Annotated in this window: 18 protein-coding genes; 5 read left to right on the top strand and 13 right to left on the bottom strand. The window is 54.4% G+C overall.

The genetic code is table 11. From position 1 onward, the window contains the following. Positions 1–98: 98 nt before the first annotated feature. Positions 99–581 carry an Lrp/AsnC family transcriptional regulator gene (locus K1Y77_RS14985; protein WP_030070938.1) on the bottom strand — a complete coding sequence of 161 codons (483 nt, stop codon included), beginning with the start codon at positions 579–581 and terminating at the stop codon, positions 99–101. 177 nt (positions 582–758) lie between these two features. On the opposite strand from K1Y77_RS14985, the gene K1Y77_RS14980 reads away from it, so the two are divergent. Continuing rightward, positions 759–4,304, top strand: coding sequence for an indolepyruvate ferredoxin oxidoreductase family protein (locus K1Y77_RS14980; RefSeq protein ID WP_264429277.1), 3,546 nt, complete (start codon positions 759–761; stop codon positions 4,302–4,304). Between the two features lie 72 nt (positions 4,305–4,376). On the opposite strand, the gene K1Y77_RS14975 is transcribed toward K1Y77_RS14980, so the two are convergent. From K1Y77_RS14975 to K1Y77_RS14945, 7 genes are all read right to left on the bottom strand, one after another. Continuing rightward, positions 4,377–5,567 carry a multidrug effflux MFS transporter gene (locus K1Y77_RS14975; RefSeq protein WP_264429275.1) on the bottom strand — a complete coding sequence of 397 codons (1,191 nt, stop codon included), beginning with the start codon at positions 5,565–5,567 and terminating at the stop codon, positions 4,377–4,379. A gap of 116 nt (positions 5,568–5,683) precedes the next feature. Continuing rightward, the gene (gene maiA, locus K1Y77_RS14970) at positions 5,684–6,328 is read right to left on the bottom strand and encodes a maleylacetoacetate isomerase (RefSeq protein WP_264017485.1); all 645 of its coding nucleotides are present in this window, start codon (positions 6,326–6,328) and stop codon (positions 5,684–5,686) included. Between the two features lie 33 nt (positions 6,329–6,361). After that, complete coding sequence (locus K1Y77_RS14965) at positions 6,362–7,381, bottom strand: fumarylacetoacetate hydrolase family protein (protein WP_264017486.1); 1,020 nt, start codon at positions 7,379–7,381, stop codon at positions 6,362–6,364. 106 nt (positions 7,382–7,487) lie between these two features. Further along, positions 7,488–8,798 carry a homogentisate 1,2-dioxygenase gene (hmgA, locus tag K1Y77_RS14960; RefSeq protein WP_264017487.1) on the bottom strand — a complete coding sequence of 437 codons (1,311 nt, stop codon included), beginning with the start codon at positions 8,796–8,798 and terminating at the stop codon, positions 7,488–7,490. Between the two features lie 81 nt (positions 8,799–8,879). Further along, a complete protein-coding gene (locus K1Y77_RS14955; protein WP_030070929.1) occupies positions 8,880–9,080 on the bottom strand; it encodes a DUF2783 domain-containing protein in 201 nt (66 codons plus the stop codon). Next, positions 9,067–10,797, bottom strand: coding sequence for an FAD-dependent oxidoreductase (locus K1Y77_RS14950; RefSeq protein ID WP_030070927.1), 1,731 nt, complete (start codon positions 10,795–10,797; stop codon positions 9,067–9,069). Before K1Y77_RS14950 ends, K1Y77_RS14955 begins: the two co-directional genes overlap by 14 nt. A 73-nt stretch (positions 10,798–10,870) precedes the next feature. Beyond that, on the bottom strand, positions 10,871–11,839 hold the full coding sequence (locus K1Y77_RS14945; RefSeq protein WP_030070925.1) for an MBL fold metallo-hydrolase: 969 nt from the start codon (positions 11,837–11,839) through the stop codon (positions 10,871–10,873). A 454-nt stretch (positions 11,840–12,293) separates the two neighbouring features. On the opposite strand from K1Y77_RS14945, the gene K1Y77_RS14940 reads away from it, so the two are divergent. The 4 genes from K1Y77_RS14940 to K1Y77_RS14925 all read left to right on the top strand — a co-directional run bounded on the left by K1Y77_RS14940 (position 12,294) and on the right by K1Y77_RS14925 (position 16,080). Beyond that, entirely contained in the window at positions 12,294–12,782 is a 489-nt protein-coding gene (locus K1Y77_RS14940) for a MarR family winged helix-turn-helix transcriptional regulator (protein WP_264429271.1), read from the top strand. A gap of 363 nt (positions 12,783–13,145) precedes the next feature. Beyond that, a complete protein-coding gene (locus tag K1Y77_RS14935; RefSeq protein ID WP_030070921.1) occupies positions 13,146–14,219 on the top strand; it encodes a TRAP transporter substrate-binding protein in 1,074 nt (357 codons plus the stop codon). A gap of 30 nt (positions 14,220–14,249) precedes the next feature. Then, the gene (locus tag K1Y77_RS14930) at positions 14,250–14,792 is read left to right on the top strand and encodes a TRAP transporter small permease (protein ID WP_264017490.1); all 543 of its coding nucleotides are present in this window, start codon (positions 14,250–14,252) and stop codon (positions 14,790–14,792) included. Next, complete coding sequence (locus K1Y77_RS14925; protein WP_030070918.1) at positions 14,785–16,080, top strand: TRAP transporter large permease; 1,296 nt, start codon at positions 14,785–14,787, stop codon at positions 16,078–16,080. Before K1Y77_RS14930 ends, K1Y77_RS14925 begins: the two co-directional genes overlap by 8 nt. 99 nt (positions 16,081–16,179) lie before the next feature. Here the strand turns inward: K1Y77_RS14925 and paaZ are convergent, their stop codons facing one another. The 5 genes from paaZ to paaB form a co-directional block, all read right to left on the bottom strand. Continuing rightward, on the bottom strand, positions 16,180–18,222 hold the full coding sequence (gene paaZ, locus K1Y77_RS14920; RefSeq protein WP_264429268.1) for a phenylacetic acid degradation bifunctional protein PaaZ: 2,043 nt from the start codon (positions 18,220–18,222) through the stop codon (positions 16,180–16,182). A 97-nt stretch (positions 18,223–18,319) separates the two neighbouring features. After that, positions 18,320–19,402, bottom strand: coding sequence for a 1,2-phenylacetyl-CoA epoxidase subunit PaaE (gene paaE, locus K1Y77_RS14915; protein WP_030070914.1), 1,083 nt, complete (start codon positions 19,400–19,402; stop codon positions 18,320–18,322). A 46-nt stretch (positions 19,403–19,448) separates the two neighbouring features. Next, entirely contained in the window at positions 19,449–20,063 is a 615-nt protein-coding gene (gene paaD, locus K1Y77_RS14910; protein ID WP_264429266.1) for a 1,2-phenylacetyl-CoA epoxidase subunit PaaD, read from the bottom strand. Beyond that, positions 20,047–20,877, bottom strand: a complete 831-nt coding sequence (paaC, locus tag K1Y77_RS14905; RefSeq protein ID WP_264429264.1) for a 1,2-phenylacetyl-CoA epoxidase subunit PaaC — start codon at positions 20,875–20,877, stop codon at positions 20,047–20,049. The genes paaD and paaC overlap by 17 nt, the downstream gene beginning before the upstream one ends. A 14-nt stretch (positions 20,878–20,891) precedes the next feature. Continuing rightward, a complete protein-coding gene (gene paaB, locus K1Y77_RS14900; RefSeq protein ID WP_009723077.1) occupies positions 20,892–21,173 on the bottom strand; it encodes a 1,2-phenylacetyl-CoA epoxidase subunit PaaB in 282 nt (93 codons plus the stop codon). Positions 21,174–21,187 lie beyond the last annotated feature (14 nt).

Raw genomic sequence — 21,187 nt, 5'->3', positions numbered from 1 at the left:
TAGACAGTATGGTTTTATACTTACGTCTTGTTTTTAGGCTCTGGGCACTACCTGTAAAACGCTCTGTGCTTGGTAGTTATGACTTCGCTCGTCTGGTTTCAACGAATCGGGATAGCGGTCTCTTCTTTGATATTACGCAGTACGAAATTGGAGCTGACCTGGGAGATACCGTCCAAGGTGAAGAGTTTTTCATTCAGAAACCGGTCATAGGCCGCCATGTCTTCGATCACCACCCGTAGTACGAAATCGGCGTTGCCGGTGGTGGCATAGCACTGCAGCACTTCTGGATATTGCAGAATGCGTTTTTCGAACTCGACGGTATTGTCGATGTGGTGGCGAACTAGCGTCACCATGACCAGCGCTGATAGTGGCTGGCCCACTAGGCTGGGCTCCACCAACGCTGCAAAGCGACGAATGACGCCACTCTCTTCCAATGCTTTTACCCGTCGCCAGCAGGCGGCGGGGGAAAGGCCTATCTGTTCGGCAAGCTCATTATTGGTAATGCGTCCTTGCTGCTGAAGCAGGGTAAGGATGCGCTGATCATGCCTGTCTAAGGTGATTTCTTTGGTCGTTTCTTTCATAGGGGTATTTCATTTATTTGTGGTTTGTTGAATATCATTGCGTCAAAACTAAAAAAATGAAAGTAATGATTAATAACCAGGCTTTTGAAGAGTGAATTAGCAAGCACCTTTAGTGCGCTCTTGGCTAGACTCAAGCGTATTACAACCATAACTCTTCAACCGTACTGGTGATCTCTCATGACAACCCCCTCAATTGCTGAGCAGGCGGGTTCTATTACCCCACCTCTCGATAACGCACTCGATGACAATCCTCTCAATGACAATCGTCTTGATGACTATCAGCTGGCCGACCGCTATAGCCGTGGTGAAGGCCGTATCTTTCTAACCGGCACCCAGGCGTTGGTGCGTATCGCCTTACGCCAAGCGGAGCTTGATCGCCGCGATGGTCGCCATACAGCTGGGCTTATCAGCGGCTATCGTGGCTCGCCCTTGGGCGGTGTAGACCAAGAGATTTGGCGGGCGAAAGCCGCTATGGAAGCGCATCACATCGATTTTGTCCCGGCGATCAACGAAGACCTGGCAGCCACCATGATGCTTGGCTGCCAGCAGGTGGAAACGGACCCTGAGCGGCAGGTCGATGGTGTCTTCGGCATGTGGTACGGCAAAGGGCCAGGCGTTGATCGCGCGGGCGATGCGTTAAAGCACGGTAATGCCTACGGCAGCTCACCGACTGGCGGTGTGCTGGTGGTCGCGGGTGATGACCATGGGTGTGTGTCGTCCTCAATGCCACACCAGTCGGATGTCGCCTTTATGGCGTGGTTTATGCCGGTAGTGAGCCCCGCGTCATTGGCGGAATATGAACGCTTCGGGCTGTGGGGCTATGCACTGTCACGCTTCTCAGGTTGCTGGGTGGGGTTCAAAGCTGTTTCTGAAACCGTAGAGAGCGGCGCGTCGGTGGAGGTGCCACCTTTGCCTGAGTATGTAACGCCAGCTTTCGATATGCCGGAAGGCGGGCTGCACTATCGCTGGCCTGACTTGCCGGGGCCGCAGCTTGAGACCCGTCTTGAGCACAAGCTGGCCGCCGTTCAGGCGTTTGCCACGGCCAACCCGATTGATCAGTACTTATTTCGCCAAGAACAGGCGACGTTTGGGCTGGTGACCACAGGCAAGGGGCACCTGGATTTACTTGAGGCGCTGCGTTTATTGGGGCTGGATGAAGCGAAGCTGCGTGAGTTGGGGGTGGAAATATACAAAGTCGGGATGGTGTGGCCGCTCCATCGACCCGGCATTCTTGAGTTTATTCATGGCAAGCGCGAAGTGCTGGTCATTGAAGAGAAGCGCGGCATTATTGAAAGCCAGTTGAAGGAGTACATGTCGGAACCCGACCATCCAGGCGAGGTTATCGTTACCGGCAAGCAGGATGAAACTGGTAAGCCTTTGATTCCTTTCGTGGGAGAGCTAGGCCCGCGCCTCTTGGCAGGCTTTGTCGCCGAGCGTTTAGCGCGCTTTTTCAACATTGATTTTAGCGACAAGTTGGCAACCGTTGATGCCTGCCAAGCAGGCGTGAAAGAGCTCGGTGGTGTACGCCGCATGCCGTATTTCTGCTCCGGTTGCCCACACAATAGCTCGACCAAGGTGCCTGAAGGCAGTAAAGCCCTGGCGGGGATCGGTTGCCACTTTATGGCCTCGTGGATGGACCGTAGCACCGAATCGTTAATTCAGATGGGTGGCGAAGGCGTTAACTGGGTGGGCAAGAGCCGCTTTACCGGTAATGGTCATATCTTCCAGAACTTAGGCGAAGGCACCTGGTTTCACTCGGGCTCCATGGCGGTGCGCCAAGCCGTGGCTGCCAACGTTAATATTACCTACAAAATTTTGTTCAACGACGCGGTTGCCATGACGGGCGGCCAACCCGTGGATGGACAAATCAACGTGCCGATGATTGCTCGGCAGTCGCTGGATGAAGGCGTTCGTCGGGTAGTGGTGGTCAGTGACGAACCTGAAAAATACCGGGGGCATGAAAAAGAATTTCCTAAGCAGGTAACCTTCCACGGACGCGAAGAGATGGACACGCTACAGCGTGAACTGCGCGAAATTCCTGGCTGCACCGTGTTGATTTATGACCAGGCATGCGCGGCTGAAAAACGCCGTCGGCGCAAGCGTGGTTTGATGGAAGACCCAGCCCGCCGAGTGTTCATTAACCATCATGTTTGCGAAGGCTGTGGTGATTGTTCCGTACAGTCCAACTGCTTATCGGTAGTGCCTCGCGAGACCGAGCTAGGCCGTAAGCGCAAGATCGATCAATCATCCTGTAACAAGGATATGTCCTGCGTCAGTGGTTTTTGCCCCAGTTTTGTCACTGTTGAAGGTGGCGGGCTGCGTAAGGGGCAAGGCGTCACGGCAGATAACGCCTTTTGGAAGCGTATATCACATTTGCCTACCCCCTCCATTGCCACTTTGGCTGCCCCTTATGACCTGTTGGTGGGTGGCGTTGGCGGCACGGGCGTGGTGACTGTCGGCCAGCTGATCACCATGGCAGCACACCTGGAAGGCAAGGGCAGCAGCGTGCTCGACTTTATGGGGTTTGCGCAAAAAGGTGGGGCAGTACTTAGCTATGTGCGTCTGGCATCACAGCCCAGCGAGCTGAATCAGGTACGTATCGAAGCGGGTCAGGCCGATGCAATGATCGCTTGCGATATGGTCGTGGCCAGTTCGCAGAAAGCGCTGAATGTGCTGCAGCCGACCACCCGTATCGTGGCGAATCTTGCTGAGCTAGCCACGGCAGATTATGTCCTTTATCGCGATGCGGATATGCAGCCCAGCAAGCGCCTTAACATGTTGCGTGAAGCGGTAGGAGATGAACGCTTTGCTTCTCTGGATGCCAATCGCCTAGCCGAACAGCTGCTAGGGGATACGGTCTTTTCCAATATGATGATGCTGGGATTTGCCTGGCAGCAGGGGCTAGTGCCACTTTCTGAACCTGCGCTGCAGCGTGCGCTAGAGCTTAATGGTGTCGCCGTTGAGAAGAACCGTCAGGCATTTGCCTGGGGACGCCTGGCAGCGGTAGAGCCCGACTACCTTCAGCAGCATCTGGACACGATGCCACTGTCCGCCAATGCCACACTAGACGACGTGGTAGCGCGTAATAGTCGCCACCTGGAGCGCTATCAGAACCGTGCCTGGGCTGAGCGTTACGTTACCCAGGTAGCGAAAGTGCGCGAAGCAGAAGCCGCGCTAGGCGGTGGTCAATCATTGAGTGAGGCTGTCGCCCATCAGCTGTATCGCTTGATGGCGTATAAAGATGAGTATGAAGTGGCGCGCCTTTACACCCAGAGCGATTTTCTGGATGAGGTTAAAGCCACGTTCTCGGGTGATTACCAGCTAACTTTCCATTTGGCACCGCCGCTATTGGGTGGTCGTAAAGATGCGCAAGGGCGTCCGGTGAAGCGTCGCTTCGGCCCCTGGGTGCTGAAGGCAATGGGTGTGCTGGCCAAGATGCGCGGTTTGCGCAATACGGCGCTTGATCCTTTCCGCTTCAGCGCTGATCGTAAGCTCGACCGCACCTTGTTGGCTGACTACGAGCAGTTGATGGATGAGTTAGTGGCTCGCCTTGATGGCACGAATCACGCCACGGCCTTAGCGCTTGCTAAGCTGCCGGAAGAAATTCGTGGTTTCGGGCCCGTTCGCGAAGCTGCCGCTGAGAAAGCCAACGAGCGCCGCGAGACGTTGTTGAAGGAGCTACGTGAAGGTCGCTCGAAGACCATCGCTGTTGAAGCTGCTTAAGGCAACTCAATATAGGTAAAAAAGGCCACGCAATGCGTGGCCTTTTGCTAGGTAGCGATACAGTTGATTCAGCTACGCCTCTTTTTGGCGGCGTACCAGCAGCCAGTGGCTTGTCAGTGCGAGCAGCCCCATCAGCCCGATCGTAAAGGCCATGGTGCGCGAGCTGCCGTCGTGGAATTGCCCGACTAAGCCACCTACCACAGCGGCAATCGTCATTTGCAGGAAACCAAATAAAGAAGACGCCGCGCCTGCACACTGAGGGTTGGGCGCCAGTGCACCGGCCATTGTTTGCGGCATCAGAATACCTACCCCCAGCATAAATACCATATGCGGTCCCACCACCGCCCACGGGTGATGGATACCAACGGCAGCCAAGCCGGCCATGATCACGCCCCCTGCCGCACAGACTACCGTTCCCCGGGTGATAAGACGATCACGACCCAAGCGGTGGCTATAGCGGCCGCTGACCAGCGTGCCGACGAAGAAACCTGCGACAATCAGCGTGAACAGCACGCCATACAACGTAGGGGCGACGCCCATGTACTCGATGAGCACAAAGGATGAGCCAGAAAGGTACGCGAACAGCCCTGAAAAAGCGGCCGCATTCACCAAGGTGTAGCCAAGAAAGGCGCGTTGGCTTAGCAGTAGGCGAAAGTTTGCCAATATTGTTCTTGGGTGGATCGACTGCCGCTGCTCTATCGCCAAGGGTTCGGGCAGCATGAAAATGAGCACCGCCAGCATCACTGCCGCGTAGAGCGCTAGCACCACGAACACCGATTCCCAGCCAAAAAACAGCAGTAACCCCGCGCCCACCACTGGCGCTAAGGCCGGGGCGAGTGCCATGGTGCTGGCCATATACGAGAGAATGCGCCCAGCTTCGATGGGGCCATGGATATCGCGCACCGCAGCGCGTGCTAGCACGGGGCCGGCTGCCCCGCCAAAGGCCTGCAAAAAGCGGCCTACTAGTAACCATTCGACGTTAGGTGCCCAGGCGCAGAGTAGACTTGCCGCAAGAAACAGTGATAACCCTGCGATCATCACCGGCCGGCGTCCAAAGCGATCAGAGATCGGGCCACACAGCAGTTGGGCCAGGGCGAATCCAGCCATGTAGAGGCTAAGGGTGAGCTGTATTCGGTCTGGGCCAGTATTCAGCGCGTCTGCCATGGCGGGCATGGCTGGCAAGTACATATCCGTTGCCAGCGGGCCAAGTGCAGTCACCGCGGCTAGTGCCAAGACGGTGGCGGAAGAGGGCAGCTTTAGCACCGCTTAACTCCTTATGGTTGGACGTGATGCCCCTTCGGACACGAGACGGGCGCCTTTCCGAATGGAAAGACGCCCGCTTATGTTAGCCTGCTTAGTATAACTTGTTTTTGCTTGGTTTAGTTGGCGTCAGGCTGCGTCTCGGGTGCGGCTTTTTCGAACGCTGGCAGCGACCGACAGTGGGCAGCGATACGCTGGATCGTCGGGTAGGCTGACAAATCGCACTCGAAGCGCTCTGCGTTATACACCTGGGGAATCAGGCAGATATCCGCAAGCGTCGGGGTGTCGCCATGGCAAAAATCACCGGTATTCGAGTCAGCGGAAAGCATTGCTTCCAATGCTGTGAAGCCCTCGGTAATCCAGTGGCGATACCAGGCTAGCTTTGCCGCCTCATCCACCCCCAGCTCCCTGACGAGATACTTGAGCACCCGCAGGTTGTTGAGCGGATGAATCTCGCAAGCGACTGACTGAGCAAGCGCACGAACTCTTGCGCGCGCTAACGCGTCAACCGGCAGCAGCGCGGGCTCGGGGTGTGCCTCATCGAGGTACTCACAGATTGCCAGCGACTGGTTAATCACTGAGCTATCATCTAGCACTAGACTAGGCACCATCCCCTGGGGGTTGCGCGCCAGCTGTTCGCCGCCACGCTGCTCGCCTTTCACCAGGTTAACTGGGACCTGGTCATAGTCCAGGCCTTTGAGGTTTAAGGCGATCCGCACCCGGTAAGCAGCCGACGAGCGAAAATAGCCGTAAAGCGTCGTCATGTTGCCTTCCTTATGTTGTCTTTCTGGTCTTGCTTATTTGGGCTGGTACTTTACGACTTGCTGATCGATGGTACCAAACAGGTTATTGCCATCGCGGTCAAACATCTCGATGCGCACTCGGTCGCCAAAGCGCATAAAGGGAGTTTTTACCTGGCCGTACAGTATCTGCTCGACCATGCGTACTTCGGCCAAACAGCTATAGCCCACGCCGCCGTCAGCCACTGGTTTTCCAGGGCCGCCATCCGGGTCTGGGTTGGAAACAGTGCCCGAACCAATGACCGCGCCCGCGCCGAGATAGCGGGTCTTGGCCGCATGGGCAACCAGCTGCGGGAAGCTGAAAATCATATCGGGACCCGCTTCTGGCTCGCCAAACTTCTCGCCATTCAGGTGCACGGTCAGCGGTAGGTGTACCTTGCCATCCTGCCAGGCATCGCCCAGCTCATCGGGGGTCACCGCGATGGGCGAAAAAGAAGAGGCAGGCTTGGCTTGGAAAAAGCCGAAGCCTTTAGCGAGTTCGCCTGGAATGAGGCCGCGCAGGCTGACATCGTTAACCAGCATCACTAGCTTAATATGCTTGGCGGCTTCCTCGGGCGTTACAGCCATCGGCACGTCATCGGTAATGACGGCGATTTCGCCCTCAAAATCGATGCCATGCTCTTCGCTCACCGCTTCGATATCTTCGGTAGGTGCCAGGAAGCAGTCGCTACCGCCCTGGTACATGAGCGGATCAGTCCAAAAGGTTTCGGGCATCTCGGCATTACGTGCCTGGCGTACCAGTTGGACATGGTTTAGATAGGCGGAGCCATCAGCCCACTGGTAGGCGCGCGGTAACGGGGAGTGCAGGGCACTCTGGTCAAGCGCAAAAGCACCTTCAGCGTCGCCACTGTTTAGTTGCGCATAGCGTGCTTCAAGCTGCGGGCTAACGGCTTCCCAGCTTTCAAGAGCCGACTGAAGTGTGGGCGCAATATCAGCAGCGCTTACCGCGCGGGAAAGGTCGCGAGAAACAATGATGAGTTCTCCGTCGCGGCCCTTGTTAAGTGTTGCAAGTTTCATGGTGATTCAATCCTTGTCGTCAGGGCGGGGCAGGCAAACCCCACCCGTCATAATAGTATTAGGGCTTGATAGTATTAGGGCTTGATAGTATTAGGGCTTGATAGTGTTAGGGCTTGCTTGGGTCGAAGTGCGAGCGCAGCGTCGACCAAACATCCACATAGTCACGTTGGCGGAAGTCAGCCTCTAGTGCCGCAGGGGTCGGATGGAATAAGTAGCGGCTTTCGAACATGAAGGCCAACGTATCCCCTAGGAACTGAGGCTTAAGCTCGGCGTTGGAGGCTTTTTCAAAGGTTTCAGCATCCGGGCCATGGGGCGACATTGAGTTGTGCAGGCTGGCACCGCCGGGGGTGAAGCCTTCCGCTTTTGCATCGTACTCACCGTGGATAAGCCCCATAAACTCGCTCATCAGGTTGCGATGGAACCAGGGTGGCCTAAAGGTATTCTCGGCAACCATCCAGCGCGGTGGGAAGATTACAAAATCCAGATTTGCCATTCCCGCTGTATCGGAAGGTGACGTCAATACGGTAAAGATTGAAGGATCTGGATGGTCGAAGCTCACCGTGTTAATGGTGTTAAAATTAGCGAGGTTATATTTATACGGCGCGCAGTTACCGTGCCACGCCACTACGTCTAACGGCGAATGGTTTAGTTTAGTTTCCCAGAAACGACCAGAGAACTTAGCCACTAAGCGGTAATCACCCTCTAGATCTTCATAAGCCGCTACTGGGCTTTGGAAGTCGCGCGGGTTTGCCAAGCCGTTAGCCCCAATAGGCCCAAGGCCGGGTAGCTCTAACGGGCTGCCGTAGTTCTCGCAAATATATCCTCGCGCAGCATCGACACCTTGCGCTCTGCGCACTTGGAATTTCACACCGCGCGGAATAACGGCAATTTCACCGTTATCAATCTCAAGTTCACCAAATTCGGTGCGCAGGCGTATAGCACCCAACTGCGGAACGAAGAGCAGTTCGCCATCTGCGTTATAGAAAAAACGCTCGGTCATGTCTTCATTGAACGTATAAACATGTACGCCCACGCCAGCCTGGGTGCCTGCATCCCCGTTGACTGCAATGGTGAATAAACCATCAATAAAGTCAGTCGGGGCATCTGGTATCGCAACGGGGTCCCAACGCATTTGGTTAGGGTCGGCTGCTGGGCGTTCTAATGGGGCGGTGTGTACGTCGTTGTTATTTTCTAGTGGTTGGTAAGCACTTTGAACCACTGAAGGGCGAATGCGGTAAAGCCAGCTACGAAAGTTTTGATGACGTGGTGCTGTAAATGCGGAGCCAGTGAGCTGTTCTGCATATAAGCCGTAAGCGCACTTTTGCGGTGAGTTTTGCCCAATCGGCAGTGCACCTGGCAGCGCTTCGGTTGAAAAGTGGTTATGAAAGCCGTTTTGATACTTTAATTGTTCAGTCATTGTTTAGTCCTGCTTTATTTGAACGTTATTTTGCTAAACCTATCTTTTATAAACCTGCCTTTTTATAAACTTAAGGCGCGGCTATTGATCGCCATCAGCCACCGCATGGGACATCGCTTCTTCAAGCACCGCTTGGTCGCCGATGTGGTTAGCCAGTAGCAAAATCAAGCGTGCATTGATGCGTTCGCTGTCGGCTTCGCTGCGGTCGCGGTGTAGTGCGGTGAGTGCCGCGTAAAACGCATCCGGGTCAGTGAAGTTGGGATTCAATTCAAGCCTTGGCATGGCAACGCTCCTGAAAGGTAGTGTCAGCGGTACCCGCAAGATGCACGCCCAGCGCGCGGTCTAAGGCATCTTCAACCTGGTGGGCAGTGATGGCGTGCCAGCGAGCAGCAACGTGTTGGTCGGGACGGATAAGGTACCCGGCACCTGCTTTCAGGCCGTATCGCTGGGTGACTAGTCCTTCAGCATCATCCACCACGGTGGTGCGCGGTAGCGTGCTGAGCGCCTGCGGCGTGGGGCCAACGATCACTAGGCTGACATCGGGGCGTCGCTCTAGCAGAGTATCTAGGTCTTTCAACACAGTAGCGTCGTGTTGATCATCAGCACGGCCGTCGAGCAGCAACACAAAGCCATCGCCAAACTGATTGAGTAGCCAGGCGTTCTCTTCGCCTACTCGAATAGGGGCATCTTTAATGGGGCTGCCGGGGCGCAACTCACTTGGGCCGCCGTCCACATCGGGAGTATTGAGCGGCGAGTGGTCATAGCGACACGGCATAGAGAGTCGGCCGCTGTTGACCAGACTACGTGCGAAGGGGTGCTTCTCAGCCAGCTCCAACGTCACATCGCGGAACACGTGGCTAATATGGCTCTTCGGGGTAATAAAGTCGGTGGCGCGGGTAGAGTTAAGGAGGTTTTCTGCCGCGCCGTGCTGGCGCTCAGTGTTGTATGTGGACAGTAGCGTTTTAGGTGCCTGCTGTTTGAGCACTCGAGCAAGCTTCCAGACTAAGTTGTCTACGCCCTGCAGGGCACCGTTGGCTCCCCTGGCCCCGAAGGGGGAAACCTGATGAGCCGCGTCGCCCATGAATATCACGCTGTTATGAATAAAGTTATCCATTTTACGGCAGCGGAAAGTGTAGACACTGGCCCACTCAAGCTCGAACTCCACGTCTGGTCCAAGCATGGCTTGTACCCGTGGGCGAATGTTCTCTTCTTTCTTCTCTTCTTCCGGGTCAGCGTCCCAGCCTAGCTGGAAGTCGATACGCCACACATTGTCGGGTTCTTTGTGTAGCAGTACTGATTGATTGGGGTGGAAGGGCGGATCAAACCAGAACCAGCGTTCTGTCGGGAAGTCGGCCTTCATCACCACATCAGCAATCAGGAAGCGGTCTTGGAATACCTGGCCTTTGCACTCAAGGCCCAGCATGTCGCGAATTCGGCTGTTAGCGCCATCCGCGACAAGAAGATAGTCACAGGTCAGTTGATAATCACCATCCTGAGTAGAGACGTTGAGGGTGGTGCTGTCAGGCTGAGCATCGACATTAATGACCTTGTGTTTCCAACGCAGATCAATCTGTTCAGCAAAGTCGTGAGCGCGGTTGACCAGAAACTCTTCAAAGTAATACTGCTGCAAGTTAATAAAGGCCGGGATGCGATGGCCGTCTTCGGGCAGCAGGTTAAAGTCGTACACTTCGCGGTCTTGGAAAAAGACGCGACCGTGCTGCCAAGTGACGCCTTTTTCAAGCATCGGCTCGACACAGCCCAAACGGTCGACAATTTCCAGTGAACGCTTGGCAAAGCACAGCGCCCGGGAACCCACGCTAACGGTGTTGTTATCGTCGAGGACAATGGAGTGAATGCCCTGCTTAGCTAAATCAATAGCGGCGGCGAGGCCGCTGGGTCCGGCACCGACAATCACCACCGGGCAATGGCGAACGTTTTGACTATCGAGTTCGGGCGGGCGTCGGTAAGGATAGACAGGATTTTTATAGGTAGTTGGCATCTATTGCTCCCCTGCAGCGTCGGGGCATAGCTCCCGACGCTGGGCGTGATCAGTGGGTGTCTCTAGTAAGCACTTACTGATTTTCGACAGCGTCCTGCAGCGAGTGCCACATAGCGGTATCGCGCTCTGCTGTCCAAATGCGGGGATCTGGGTATTCGCCGCCTGCTTCGTCATAGCAGCGCGTGATGTCGAAAGGCACACAGTGGTCGAAGATGACCCAATGGCCATACTTTGGTTTCAGCAATGCGTAGGTGTCGGCGTAGCACTCGGAGAGCGATTTGCCCGCCGCCTTGCCTGCTTTGACACTTCCATACATATCATTCAAAAAGTCGCGGGTGCCTTGGATAGCTTCCTGGCACTGCTCGGCAGTCTGCAGCGCATCGCCACGGCCGGGCACCAGCTTTTGAGGCTGCATGGCCTGGAGGCGATCAAGCGTGGCCGGCCAGTCCTCGTGGTAAGCGTCACCGGTATAAGGAGTGGCACCATACTCAACGAGGTCACCGGCAAACATGATTTTTTCTTTCGGTAACCAGACGATGGTGTCGCCCTTGGTGTGTCCGCGGCCCAAGTGGATGATCTGTACCTCGCGCTCACCCATGAAGACGGTCAGTTTTTCCTGGAAGACAATGGTTGGCCAAGTTAAACCAGGGACAGAATCGACGCCTTTGAACAGGCGCGGGAAACGGCCAACTTCTGATTCATAGTCTTGCTGTCCACGCTCGACAATTAGGTCATAAGTGTTCTGGCTTGCGTAGATGTTCTCAGCGTTATACGCGGAAGCCCCCAGTACACGGACGGCGTGATAGTGAGACATGACCACATGCTTAATTGGTAGATCAGTCACTTCGCGGATACGGCGGATAACGTCCTGGGCCATGATGGGCGTGGCCTGGGTGTCGATGACCATCACGCTGTCATCGCCAATCACTATACCGGTATTGGGGTCACCTTCAGCCGTGTAAGCGTAAAGCCCTTCTGCCAGCTTGATGAAACTGATCTGTTTTTCTTCGGTGTCGGCATGGGATGCAAACTTCTTGCTCATGGTATCTCCGGTGCTATCAGGGTGATTCAGATCGTTGTATGCCAGGAGGATAGTTTCTTATGAAACTAAATGTCCAGTATGCTACGTGCTTACTAGCCATGTTTTTGCAAGATAAAGGCAATAATGCCTAAAAAATCAGCTGTTTGTTGCATTTTAATACCTAAGTCTAATAATCATAATACGCAAATTAGTTGCATAAGAGATCATCTAGCGGCAGTGTTCCTCCTAGGGTTAGTTTCATTAAAGGTCTGCTAATTTAACAATTAGTGATGCCAGTAACGCTGGTAATGCGTCTGCTGCTATGACGCTACTATATCGCCACGTGGGAAACGGCTGGAGAGCAGTAGAGGATAAGTGAGGGGTGAGTAGGTGCATTGCTGGTGCCGATATTCCCAGCTATCGTGCTGTTTTTTTTCACTCCCCACCGATAAATGGCGGCGCTAGGAGAAACACCATGACGATGGATAAAGCAGACAACGAAACACCTTTGGAATCTTCAGTCAGGGCAGAGTTAGACCTAAATCAGTTTTTACCCTATCAGCTGAACCGCCTCGCTGACCGTATCAGCCAAGCGCTTGAAGCACTTTATGCTGAGTCTTATCAGCTCAATATCGCGCAATGGCGCGTGCTGGCGTGGCTTAGCCACTGCGATGATTTAACCGCCAAGAAGGTCTGTGCCTATACCAATATGGACAAGGCGCGCGTGTCTCGGGCTATTCAGTCGTTGGAAGAGCGCGGTCTGATCAGCCGCACTCCTTCGCAGCAGGATCAGCGGCTACATGATTTGCAGCTAACAGAAGCCGGGCAAGCGCTACTTAATAAGTTAGTGCCTGAAGCTCAGGCGTGGGAAGCCGATCTGGTGTCGACTCTGAGCGTTGGTGAATATCGTGACTTGCTTAACACCATGCGCAAGCTTGAACGGCAGTTGGAGAGGATTGGATAAAGCACTCATGAAATACCTCTCTCGGCTTTCTGTGCCAGTTATCACGCTGTTTTTTTGGTTATGGCGTGTCGCTTATGGGCTTTCAGAAACAAATTGTGTAACAAAAAAGGTGAGCTAGAAAAGTAATTGAAAACAGCAACTTTGAAACGCTCAAAGGCAAATCAATGTGATTTAAGTGGTTGTAATTTAAAATAATAATTTAGCACTATACTTAAGTATTATCATCTATTAGTCGATGGATCGTTGCGCGATCCATGTATCTGCAGGCATTGTGATAATAAACGTGATTCGAATATTTTTTTTATTACAAAAATAAGGTATCACGTTTTGGCTCCCAGTTCGTGACGACCAGAGGAAAGAAAAATGAACAAAACAACAAACCTGATGATTGGCGCTATCGCTGCCGCAACATTGAGCACGCCCGCCTTAGCACAAACAACCATCACCGTGAGTACCTGGGCTGGCCCTAACCACGGTATCAACACCATCGTATGGCCAACGTGGAAAGCGTGGATTGAAGAAGCCACGGAAGGACGCGTCACGGTAGACGTGATACATGATATGGGGCCCCCTGTTTCCCAAATGGAAATGGTTGCCGATGGTATCGCTGATGCAACCTGGGTTTTCCACGGCTATAACACGGGCCGCTTTCAACTAACCAAACTTCCGGAATTCCCCACCTTTCAGGAGTTCTCATCAGAAAACGCGTCTAGCGCTTACTGGCGCACTCATCAAGAATACTTAGCATCTGCTGGCGAACACCGTGGTGTTGATGTAGTCGCTGCCGGTGTTCATGGCCCGGGTTGGATCTTCAGCAGCGAGCAGTACGACACCTTAGAAGACCTTAAAGGCAAACGTATTCGCGTTGGCGGCGGCGTAATGGGGGATCTCTCCAATGCCCTAGAACTGACCGGTGTTGCACTGCCGCCTACTGGCGTTTATGAAGCAGGCTCACAAGGCGTTATCGACGGTGCCATGCTAGTGCCTGAAGGGCTGCGCAGCTTCCGTGTCGCAGAAATTTTCCCCTACACCCTTAAAGTTGATGGCGGCTTCTACCGCGGCAGTTTCACCATTGTTGTTAACCCAATGATCTGGGATGAAATGTCGCCTGAAGATCGTGAAGCTGTCGAATCTGTTTCTGGTGAGCGTTTATCTCGCCTGTTCGGTTACATGATGGACGTATCCGATGTGCGGGGCGTCGACTTTGCAGAAGAGCTTGGCCACACCTTTACTGAGCTAGGTGATGACGACCTCAATACGCTGAAAAGTATGAGTGACAACATGATTGCTGAGTGGGCTGAGTCTGTCTCAGAAAACCGTAACGTGGATGCGATGGCCGCTATCGAGTTCTATCGCGAACAGCTGGTCGCTGCAGCGGAAGAAGAGAGCGTTAGCAGTTTAGTGCCAGATGAACTAGTACCAGACAACGCAGAGTAAGTTTCCACTGGCGCTGGACGGAGAGCAATCATGCAAACCCAAATGGCACGTGCTACGCGCGTTAGTCGGGTTCTGCAGCTGATGTTGGAGGGGGTGGCAGGCGCTACCCTCTTTGGCATGATGCTGTTGACCACTGCTGACGTAGGCGGCCGCTACTTTTTTAATTCCCCTATTCTTGGTGCTGTGGAGCTAACTCAATTGATGCTGGCGGCGTTGGTGTTTCTATCGCTGCCGGTCGTCTGTTGGCGCCAAGAGCATGTCAGCGTCGATCTGCTTGATGCGGTTTTCCCAGTAAAGCTTATCTGGATACGTGAAGTGATCGTCAACCTGATCGTGACTGCTGCCCTCTGGGTGATGGCACAACGGGTATGGGCGCTCGCAGAGCGCGCGTTTTCCTGGGGAGATGTGACCGAGTTTTTACGTATACCCCATGGCTATCTGATCGGATTGATCGCCATCATGCTAGCGCTTTCAGCACTGCTTACCCTCATACGAGCTGTTTTCTATTTGCTTGAGGGATTCAAGGTAATTGAACACGGTGGCCCATTAAGCAAAGGAGAGCCCCATGACTGAAGCGCTGTACGGTTTCGCAGTACTGTTGATATTAGTGTTTCTGCGTGTGCCCCTGGCGTTTGCAATGGGCATTGTCGGTTTTGCGGGGTTCTACTTACTGACCGGTAATTGGAATGCGGCTGAGGCAATGGCGGCGCGCCGGGTGGTAGACACGGCCATGGATTACGGCTTGTCCGTCATACCCTTGTTCATACTAATGGGCAACTTTGTTTCTCATGCGGGATTATCCGATGCCTTATTTCGAGCATCGAATGGTTTTCTAGGTCATCGCAAGGGCGGCCAGGCGATGGCGACGATCGTTGCCTGCGGCGGTTTTAGCGCGATATGTGGATCAAGTCTAGCGACGTGCGCCACCATGGGCCGAGTTGCCATGCCGCAAATGCGTAAATATGGCTATAAGGATTCGCTGGCTGCTGCTTCCATTGCGGCGGGTGGCACGCTGGGTATCTTGATTCCACCAAGCGTTATGCTAGTAATTTACGGAATCCTGACTGAAACCAGCATTCGTGAGTTGTTCGCGGCTGGCTTTATCCCCGGTATTCTTGGCATCTTTCTCTACATTGGTGCCATTAAGTGGGTGCTCTGGCGCGACCCCAGTGCAGGTCCAGCGGCAGAGAAAGTGCCATGGCCAGAGCGCATTCAAGCACTGAAAAGCGTAGGCAGTACGCTGGCGCTATTTGTACTGGTGATTGGCGGTATTTATCTTGGTGTGTTTACGCCGACCGAAGCGGCCGGTATCGGTGCGATGGGCGCATTTCTGATTGCGCTGATGCATCGAGCGTTAACGCCCACGGTGTTAATGAATGTGCTAATGGATACGGTGCGTACCACGGCGATGTTGTTTGCCGTGGTATTAACGGCGCTGATCTTTGCTAACTTCATTAATCGAGCTGGGTTGCCTGGTGACCTGCTGGCGCTAGTTAATGGCTTGAATGTGGCACCTTTTGTGGTCATTTTAGTGATTATAGCGATCTATGTGGTGCTGGGCTGCGTGTTTGAAAGCATGTCGATGTTGCTGCTCACCGTGCCGGTATTTTTCCCGGTAGTGGCGGGGCTGGGTTACGACTTGGTGTGGTTTGGCATACTGGTGGTCATCGTTATTGAGATTAGCTTGATAACACCCCCTGTCGGTATGAACGTGTTTGTATTGCGAGCCGTCCTGCCGGACGTATCCACAGGCACGATCTTCCGTGGTGTCACCCCCTTCTGGGTTGCGGGTACCATACGTGCGTTGTTGGTACTTATTTTCCCCGCCATTGTGCTGTTCCTGCCACGACTGCTGTATTAAAACGGTTTTATTAACTTTCGTACGATACAAAAAGATGACAGGGCGTTTGCCCTGTCATTTTTTTGCCTTGCTTTTATGTCTGGCTATTAGGCTGAGCCGTTACTGGCGCTTTGCGACCAGCGTTAGAATGTCGTAGCTGGCAACTAACTCGTCATGTTGATTGGTCACCGCCACGTCCCACATCACCACACCTTGCGGGTGCCCGTCAGGAGAAGCCCGGCCTTGATCAATTTTACGCTTACAGGTGAGGCGGGCGCGGATAGTATCGCCAACCAGCACCGGCGTAATAAAGCGCAGTGTATCCAAGCCGTAGTTAGCCAGTACGGGACCTTCGCCTGGGTAAACGAACAAGCCAGCGGCGGCCGACAGTACAAAATAGCCGTGGGCAATGCGTTGGCCAAACTGGGTTTCTTTGGCGGCAATATCGTCGAAGTGCATGTAGAAGTGGTCGCCGGAAAGACAGCCAAAATTGACGATATCAGCTTCGGTGACGGTGCGGCGATGGGTTAGTAGTGACTCGCCCACCTGCAGGTCATCGAAATGGCGACGGAACGGGTGAACGTCAGTTTCGAGCACCTTCGCACCACGCACATACTCCCCGGTAACTGCCGCCACCATGGTCGGAGATCCCTGGATAGCAGTGCGCTGTAGATAGTGGTGAACCGCACGAATGCCACCAAGCTCTTCGCCACCACCTGCGCGGCCTGGGCCACCATGCTTGAGCATCGGTAGCGGAGAGCCGTGGCCAGTCGATTCTTTGGCTGCCTGGGCATCAAGGATCTGTAGACGGCCATGCTGGGCGGCCAGCACAGGAATCATTTCGGCAGCAATGGCGGGAGTTTTGGTGGTTAGTGTGGTGACCAAGCTGCCCTTGCCCTTGGCGGCAATAGCCAGTGCTTCGTCGATACCGTTGTAGGGCATTAGCGTCGCGACCGGGCCAAAGGCTTCAATATCGTGAGCGCCGCCGTCGTTTAACGGGTTACGGTTGATCAGCAGGTGGGGAGAGATAAACGCGCCGTTTTCCACGCCCTGGCCGACTGCTTTGAAGCTGCCGTCTCTGCCGAAAACGCACTCACTGGTTTCCAGTAGTTGATCGATAGCCTCGTTTACGTCACGCAGCTGGTCGCTGGAAGAGAGCGCGCCCATGCGTACGCCTTCTTCATGAGGGTCGCCCACCACGATATTTGAGAGGCGTTCTTTAATCATGCCTGCCAATGTATCCAGATGCTCAGCGGGAACCAGTACTCGACGGATCGCCGTACATTTTTGGCCTGCTTTAGCGGTCATTTCCTTGACCACTTCTTTGGCAAAGATCGCGAACTCTTCATCTTCCGGGCTGATATCGGGTGCCATGATCGCGCTGTTGAGCGAGTCCGCCTCGGCGTTGAACGGAATGCTCTTGGCCATAATGTTGGGGTGGCTTTTTAGCATTAAGGCGGTGTTTGCCGAGCCGGTAAAGGTAACAAAGTCCTGCTCTTCTAGGTGATCCAATAAGTCACCGGCCCCACCGACCACCAGCTGCAGTGCGCCTTCCGGCAGCAGGCCTGAATCGTTGATCACGCGCACCGCGGCCTCGGTCAAATAACTCGTCGCGGTGGCTGGCTTGAAGATACACGGCATGCCGGCCAAAAAGGCGGGTGCGAACTTCTCTAGCATGCCCCAGATAGGAAAGTTGAAGGCATTAATATGCACTGAGACACCGCGACGAGGCACCAGGATGTGGGTGCCATTGAAATGGTTCTCTTTACCTAATTGCGTCACTGGGCCTTCATGGGCCACGTTACCAGAAGGCAGTTCTTTGCGGCCCGTAGAGGCGTAGGTGAACAGCGTGCCAAAACCGCCGTCAATGTCGATCCAAGAGTCGGCTTTGGTACAGCCGGTGTGGTGAGAGATAGCATACAGCTCACGCTTACGCTCTTGGATATAGGCGGCCAGCGCCTTAAGAATGGCAGCGCGCTGTTGGAAATCGAGCGCTAAGATATTTTTTACGCCGGTGTGGCGGGCGTATGCCACCGCTTCGCGGAAATCGATCTCTTCTTGGTGAGTATGCGCAACGGTGGTGCCGTTGATGGCACTGATCAGCGCTTTAGACTCGGTGCTGCCAAACCACTGGCCGGCAATGTAACTCTGTAAAACTGGCATTGAGCGTTCTCCCGCAAATATTGTTGGAATCAGGCGTTGGTATCAAGATCAACAAAGCCGACACGATCGTCGGCTTTGGAAGTCGATGGTGACGGGGCTACACCTCGTCAAAGTCGAGCACCACCTTGTCGCTGATCGGATAGCACTGGCAGGACAGCACGTAACCGGCATCTATTTCGTAATCTTCCAAGGCGTAATTGGCGTCCATTTCCACCTCACCTTCGATGACTTTAGACTTACAGGTAGAGCACACGCCCGCCTTGCATGAGAACGGCAGATCGGCACCGTGCTCGTTGCCCGCGTCAAGAATGTTCTGGGTATTGCGGGGCAGCTTATATTCGATGGTGCGGCCGTCGATGATCACTTGAATAAGCGATGAGTCGGCTTCCGTCTGGTTCGCTTGTGCTGCTTGGCGACGTTTGGCACCTGCCGTTGGCAGGCTTGCAGTGAACAATTCAAAATGAACGTTGTTCTTGGGCAGCCCATGGTTAATCAGAACGTCGCGGACGGTCTCGGTCATTTCTTGTGGGCCACACAGGAAAGCCGCATCGAGTTTGGATACCTCTACCCAGCGGTCAAACAACGCATTGCACTTGTCGGCAGTGATGCGACCGTTGTAAAGATCAATTTCCTGCTGCTCGCGACTGAATACGTAAATAATGTTGAGACGCTCTAGGTAGCGATCCTTAAGGTCTTGCAGGCGATCACGAAACAGCGTTCCCGTGGTAGAGCGGTTGCCATAAATCACCGTAAAGCGGCTTTTCGGCTCGCTTTCCAGCGTGGTAGAGACAATCGACATAATGGGCGTGACGCCGCTGCCAGCGGTTACCGCCAGATAGTGTCCTTCACGGCTAGGGTCAAGCGGCACAAAGAACTTGCCTTGAGGCGGCATGACATCCAGGCGGTCGCCGGGCTGCAGCTGCTGGTTGGCAAAGGTCGAAAAACTGCCACCGGGCACCAATTTAACCGCAACTCTCAACTCATGCTCGTGAACGCCGGTGCAGATCGAGTAAGAGCGGCGGACATCTTCGCCATCGATATCGTGGCGCAGCGTTAGGTACTGCCCTTGGGTGAAGCGAAAGGCGTCCTGTAGATCGTCGGGAATGTCAAAGGCAATGGAAACGGCATCATGGGTTTCCTTGCGTACATCCTTGACGGTCAAGGCGTGAAATCGGCTCATGGGAAATGGTCTCGTCAATCGTAGTGCGCTGCATTTATCGTTGAAGTTACAGGCACTTGAAATAATCGAAAGGCTCCAGGCAATCGCGACAGCGGTAGAGCGCCTTGCAAGCCGTAGAACCGAATTCGCTGACGCGTTCGGTCGCTTCGCTGCCACACAGCGGGCAGGGCACTACCGGGTCAGACTGGCCGGTCAAACTCCGCTTGCTGGCACTTCCCACTGGCGGAGCGATGCCGTAAGCGCGTAGTTTTTCGCGACCGGCGTCGGTCAGCCAGTCGGTGGTCCAGGCGGGTGACAGGCGGCGCTGGATTAGCGGATTTGAATAACCCGAGGCCTCCAGCGCTTCAACAATATGCTGCTCAATCGCTTCGGTGGCCGGGCAGCCAGAGTAGGTTGGCGTTACGCTGACCACCAGCCGTCCATCCTGCCAATCGATATCGCGCACAATGCCTAGCTCAACCACGCTGACGACCGGGACTTCCGGGTCTGGCACTTCCTGTAAAACGGCCAGCACAGCGTCAACATCACCTGTTTCACCGGCTGGCGGCAGCCCGCTACGGTCGCTGCCGATCAAGTCTTTGGAAGGCCAGTCATCGGTAGACAAGCTATCGGTCGACAAGTGATCGGTAGGCGTCGACGGAGGGTTACCAGACGGTAGCATCAGGATACGTCCTCGGCAGGTATTGCATTTCCGCCAATAAAAAGCCCAAGTGCTCAGTGTGATGACCGACTTTACCGCCGGTATACATCCACGCATCGTAGGAGGGGCGCACTAGCGTGGCTTCTTTTAGCACTTCGTCCACGGTGGCTTTCCAACGGCTAACCAGGGTCTCCGGGTCGGGCGCGATGCCAGCTTCAAACATGGCCTGATCAATCTCGTCGAACTGCACTAACTCACCGGTAAATTGCCAGAGATTGTCTAGCGCGCGCTGCATACGGGCGTGGCTCTCTTCAGTGCCGTCGCCAAGGCGAATCACCCATTCAGAGGAGCGGCGTAGGTGATAGGTGGCTTCTTTAAGTGACTTAGCCGCCACTTCAGCAATGCGTGGGTCGCTGGATTCGGCCAAGCCGTCAAGAAGATGAACGTGCCATGCATCGAACAGGAACTGCCGTCCCATGGTATCGGCGAAGTCGCCGTTGGGTTGTTCAACCATCAGCAGGTTGCGAAAGTCCTGGGCATCGCGGCGAAAAGCTAGCTGGTCGGCATCAATGTTGGCCTGACTGTCATCGCCTTCGGCAACCATTAGTTCAGCTGCATAGCTCAGCCAGTTGCGTGCCTGACCGAACAGATCAAGCCCCACATTCATTAGCGCCATTTCTTCTTCTAGCGCTGGGGCTTTGCCACATAGCTGTGCGTGACGTTGGCCGAGTACCAAGGCTGTGTCGCCAAGGCGCAGCAGGTAATCGATCAACGGAGCTTGTGTTTTTTGTGCGCTATTTTTCTTAGCCGTGTTTCTTTGAGCAACGTTCTGCATGACAGCCTCCCTCCTCACATGTGGCCGACTTCTTTCGGCAGTTTGTAGAAGGATGCGTGGCGATAGACCTTGTCGTTAGACGGGTCAAACAGCGGCTCTTTCTCATCGGGAGAAGACGCGGTGATTTCGCTGGCGGGAACCACCCAAATGCTTACCCCTTCGTTACGGCGGGTGTAAAGCTCGCGGGCATTTTCGATTGCCATGCTGCGGTCGGCGGCATGTACGCTGCCAACGTGCTTGTGGTTAAGGCCGTGTTTGCTGCGTATAAAAACTTCGAAGAGGGGCCAGTCAGCCATGAGAGAAACCTCAA

Origin of the sequence: Halomonas qaidamensis (assembly GCF_025917315.1) — a bacterium.
In the GTDB taxonomy this organism is placed as follows: domain Bacteria; phylum Pseudomonadota; class Gammaproteobacteria; order Pseudomonadales; family Halomonadaceae; genus Vreelandella; species Vreelandella qaidamensis.
The sequence above is the reverse complement of the archived record's forward strand: the minus strand, read 5'-3'. Positions and strand labels throughout refer to the sequence as shown.

What these genes read in the sequence shown, in the direction of transcription:
- K1Y77_RS14985 (WP_030070938.1), bottom strand. Translation starts at nt 581, where the DNA reads ATGAAAGAAACGACCAAAGAAATCACCTTAGACAGGCATGATCAGCGC.
- paaC (WP_264429264.1), bottom strand. Translation starts at nt 20,877, where the DNA reads ATGCAGAACGTTGCTCAAAGAAACACGGCTAAGAAAAATAGCGCACAA.
- K1Y77_RS14945 (WP_030070925.1), bottom strand. Translation starts at nt 11,839, where the DNA reads ATGAGCAAGAAGTTTGCATCCCATGCCGACACCGAAGAAAAACAGATC.
- K1Y77_RS14950 (WP_030070927.1), bottom strand. Translation starts at nt 10,797, where the DNA reads ATGCCAACTACCTATAAAAATCCTGTCTATCCTTACCGACGCCCGCCC.
- paaZ (WP_264429268.1), bottom strand. Translation starts at nt 18,222, where the DNA reads ATGCCAGTTTTACAGAGTTACATTGCCGGCCAGTGGTTTGGCAGCACC.
- K1Y77_RS14965 (WP_264017486.1), bottom strand. Translation starts at nt 7,381, where the DNA reads ATGAAACTTGCAACACTTAACAAGGGCCGCGACGGAGAACTCATCATT.
- K1Y77_RS14935 (WP_030070921.1), top strand. Translation starts at nt 13,146, where the DNA reads ATGAACAAAACAACAAACCTGATGATTGGCGCTATCGCTGCCGCAACA.
- maiA (WP_264017485.1), bottom strand. Translation starts at nt 6,328, where the DNA reads ATGACGACGCTTTACGGCTATTTTCGCTCGTCGGCTGCTTACCGGGTG.
- paaE (WP_030070914.1), bottom strand. Translation starts at nt 19,402, where the DNA reads ATGAGCCGATTTCACGCCTTGACCGTCAAGGATGTACGCAAGGAAACC.
- paaD (WP_264429266.1), bottom strand. Translation starts at nt 20,063, where the DNA reads ATGCTACCGTCTGGTAACCCTCCGTCGACGCCTACCGATCACTTGTCG.
- K1Y77_RS14980 (WP_264429277.1), top strand. Translation starts at nt 759, where the DNA reads ATGACAACCCCCTCAATTGCTGAGCAGGCGGGTTCTATTACCCCACCT.
- K1Y77_RS14940 (WP_264429271.1), top strand. Translation starts at nt 12,294, where the DNA reads ATGACGATGGATAAAGCAGACAACGAAACACCTTTGGAATCTTCAGTC.
- hmgA (WP_264017487.1), bottom strand. Translation starts at nt 8,798, where the DNA reads ATGACTGAACAATTAAAGTATCAAAACGGCTTTCATAACCACTTTTCA.
- K1Y77_RS14930 (WP_264017490.1), top strand. Translation starts at nt 14,250, where the DNA reads ATGCAAACCCAAATGGCACGTGCTACGCGCGTTAGTCGGGTTCTGCAG.
- K1Y77_RS14955 (WP_030070929.1), bottom strand. Translation starts at nt 9,080, where the DNA reads ATGCCAAGGCTTGAATTGAATCCCAACTTCACTGACCCGGATGCGTTT.
- paaB (WP_009723077.1), bottom strand. Translation starts at nt 21,173, where the DNA reads ATGGCTGACTGGCCCCTCTTCGAAGTTTTTATACGCAGCAAACACGGC.
- K1Y77_RS14925 (WP_030070918.1), top strand. Translation starts at nt 14,785, where the DNA reads ATGACTGAAGCGCTGTACGGTTTCGCAGTACTGTTGATATTAGTGTTT.